Origin of the sequence: Methanohalobium sp., assembly GCF_018609725.1 — an archaeon.
GTDB lineage: Archaea > Halobacteriota > Methanosarcinia > Methanosarcinales > Methanosarcinaceae > Methanohalobium.
Genome location: NZ_JAHENT010000122.1, coordinates 1 through 3,770 on the forward strand (window position 1 = coordinate 1; position 3,770 = coordinate 3,770).

General features: G+C 36.1%; 3 protein-coding genes. All 3 read left to right on the forward strand.

The features are described from left to right. A partial coding sequence (locus tag QZ276_RS08185; protein WP_292487007.1) for a hypothetical protein occupies nucleotides 1–777 on the forward strand: 777 nt, incomplete at its 5' end. A gap of 89 nt (nucleotides 778–866) precedes the next feature. Beyond that, entirely contained in the window at nucleotides 867–2,789 is a 1,923-nt protein-coding gene (locus tag QZ276_RS08190; protein ID WP_292487009.1) for a hypothetical protein, read from the forward strand. A gap of 15 nt (nucleotides 2,790–2,804) precedes the next feature. Further along, the coding region (locus tag QZ276_RS08195; protein ID WP_292487011.1) for a WD40 repeat domain-containing protein at nucleotides 2,805–3,770 on the forward strand (966 nt) is incomplete at its 3' end.

Sequence of the window (3,770 nt, forward strand, 5' to 3'; positions counted from 1 at the left end):
TATGAAGGACCAGATCCTCAATTAGATCACATTGAAGGACAGCGACAAGTAATTAGTTTGAGAGATGTGTATAGGCATCGGTTTGATCACAGACTTTCCACATGTGAAACGGTCTATGATTGGCGTATCAGAACATGGGAATCTGGATCGCATGAGATACTTGAGGTGACTGCTTACTTTAATATTTCAGATTTTCCTAAAGTTGGAGATGATAGAGATTTTGTATTTGGAAGTATGGTGGATAAGTTGGGCTGGAAACAAATTGAATTATCCAATATACAAGCTCCCGTTTTTTCAAATACAATGGAACAGACAATGGAAATCTATAGTGATTTTGCTGTCTGTGAGCGTCCCGGTGTTGTTGCTTTAGCGTTTTCCACTGAAGGTGATTTCTATTTTGAAGTAGGATCAGATGGACGAGTTGAAAAATTTATTCCTTTAGAGAAATGGCATGTTTGGCCTTCCAGACGTACTTTTGTGTATGATTTTGGAGTTACGGACCTAAGAGATGGTTTTTGTGATCCTACTAGTTTGTTTGTTACTGATAAAGAGTACTCATATGAAATTCCATTTGATATGTTGGAATGTTTTAGAGTGTATGAAAAAGTTTATATTCGTGACGAGACATGGATTTATGATCGTATTTCAGGAAATGTAATTCTGGTACAAGATCAAGTGGGTGTGACAGAAGAAATTGTAGTTCATGCTAATCTTATTGTTAGTGTTTATGATTCTACAATAGGAATGGATGTTGGACATCTGACTATTGAAGATTAGCTGCTAAATAGGTTTTTGGATAAATTATGTCGAGTCATTTTTACATTAAACACAGATTAGTAGGTGGTACAGAGCATTCATTAGATGCTTTGAATACCTTTGAGTTAAAACACGGAGATGTTGCTCTTACTGTATCTGAGGGATACGTATTTTTCCACAGATTTTCAACAAAAAGTCAAGCAGATCATAATCCTCCATCTGTAGTAAAACCAAGAAATAATAATTACAAAAGGAGATGGCTTCTTACTGATTATTTAGTTGGAAACTATGACCAAGTAAGAAGTATGTTTAAAGGGTTCTCTTTTTTTGGAGAACCAAGCCCTCCTGATACAAGCTCTCCATACTTTTATATATGGCAATCAGATGGAAAACAAACAAATTTAGGATTTGATGGGGATGTTTTTGCAAAGATTAGGAACAGGAAGGGTGTTGTCCAGCAAGTAATGCTTGCTGATTTTAGTGAGATGGAAATTGTGTCGGATATTAAGAATACTTTTGACACTGAAGATGTCAGTGAAAGACGGAAAATTCACATTAGAGATAAGGCTAAACTTGAAAACCCATCTAACAACGTCAAAACTTTGTTTGGAATTGCTCAGGAAGATCTTGAGGTAGGTGACCTAGGCATTGCTTTTGATAGCTCTTCCATAGCCTTTTATTTTGCATCCAGCCGTGGTTATGAAGAAAACTTTCCGTATGTTTTCTATCCTTACAGTAGGTACTCGCCCATAACGGAACCAAAGAGACAGATGTGTTGGGTTTTGTCCGGTGTTGTTGGTGATCTCATTTTTCGTGATGGACCATATTACGGTAATTCTGGTGTGCCTCTCGATAAAGAACCCCCAAACCCTCCTAATGGTTCGTATGTAATGTGGGTTGATGATGGAAGCAGTAGGCTTGGTCAGAGAGGTGATGTTCATTTAAAAGTAACAAACACTAAAGGAAGTACTAAATACGAGAGAATCGTAGATTTTAGTAGGATTGAAGGATACCCAGTGCTAGAAGATCTTCATATATCAGTTAAAGATGGACTAATGGCTATTATTGAAACTGTTGATGAAGACAAAGAAAATCCTAGTTTAGATTTTGGGTATTCTTCAGATGGAATTGTTGTAGGAAAATATTCAGTTGTTTCTGATGAAAATGGCAGTATTTCTTATTCTTTTGAACTTGGAATGGAAAAGCATTTAAAAGTGGAAGAATACGGTGATGGAGCAGACGGTATTGTTTATTTAGAAAAAACAAAGTATATTTTAGTGCATGAGACTCATTTATTAAATGTTCCTATAAAAGATGTTGTCAATGTTACAGCTTATTATGATAAAAGTGTAAGTGAAGATGTGGCGGGTCTGGATAGAGATAAAGTGTATGTCTATATAAATTTGGAAGAATTGGTAACAGTCAATGATCTGTTCACATCAGAAGCACAAGTCAAGGCAAGAGATAGGATTTTTTATAGAGAGAAGCCGATAAAGGTTGTTTTGGACTTTGCCGCTGCTTCTGATATAATCTCTTATAGGAAATCAGAGACAATCACACAGGCTTTTGGAACAGATTCTTTGAATATTTGGAACAGCTTTCAAGTTCAAGAAGAAGTAGAAATACCTACTGAATTAGCATGGAATTCAGAAGTTTACTTTTATATTGAAGATATAATTTCCAAAAGTTTGGGCTACAATTTTTCCATCAGTGAAGAGGCAGCACCTACAGTAGATAAGCCGGACATAACAGTTGATTTTAGCACAGGAACAACCACTCCCACATTTTATGGAAGCTCTTTTGAAGTTTCAGGGGATGATACGAGTAACTATACTCATATTGCTTCTGATTGGAAAGTATTGGATGAAAACGGTGGGCTTATTTTCAAGAGTCTCGATGATACTTCCAATCTTACGGAGCTGCAAATGCCTTCATCTACATTATTTGAAGGCAATACATATGTAGTCTATTTGAGATATGAGGAACAAGATCTTGGAAAAGGATCTTGGGGAAGAAAATGGTTTGAAGTTTAGCAAAAGGAGAAAAGTATGAGTTCCAGAATTGAACCTACTGATCTTACTAATGGCAGTTGGCTTGAGGATTATTATGATATTTCCAATCTCACTGAGGATGGAAGTAATAATCTTGTATTGGATACCGATGGGAGTGGTGATTATTATTCTAGTGGTTATCGCATCTCCAAAGCACTAGATATTAGTTATGTGGATGAAGTTGATCTTTCCAATATCTTGTGGTCGCTGAACACTGACACGGACACTGCTGTCAAAATTCTTACTCAGATAAATGATAGTTATGAAGGACCTGAATCTGCCAGTACAACTATTTACTCTGGTAGTTCTGACAATGAAGTTCACAAAATAGACCCAGATGGTAATAATGTTTGGAAATATACTGAACATACTCATCGTGTTATTGCTGTAGCAGTAGACAGTGATGGATATGTTTACTCTGGTAGTTATGACAATGAACTCCACAAGATAGACTCTAGTGGTAATAATGTATGGAAATATACAGAGCATACTAATACTGTTTATGCTGTAGCAGTAGACAATAATGGATACGTTTACTCTGGTAGTTATGACAATGAAGTCCACAAAATAGACTCTAGTGGTAATAATGTTTGGAAATATACTGGGCATGCTGGTACTGTTTATGCTGTAGCAGTAGATAGTAATGGATATGTTTACTCTAGTAGTTATGACAATGAACTTCACAAAATAGATTCAAGTGGTAATAATGTATGGAAATACACAGATTATGCTAGTAGTGTTGTTGCTGTAGCAGTGGACAGTGATGGTTACGTTTACTCTGGTGGTTGGGGCAATGAAGTCCACAAGATAGATTCAAGTGGTAATAATGTTTGGAAATACACTGAACATTTTGATTATGTTAATGTTATAGCAGTAGATAGTAATGGATATGTTTACTCTGGTAGTCGAGACAATGAAGTCCACAAAATAGACTCTAGTGGCAACAATGTTTGGAAATATACA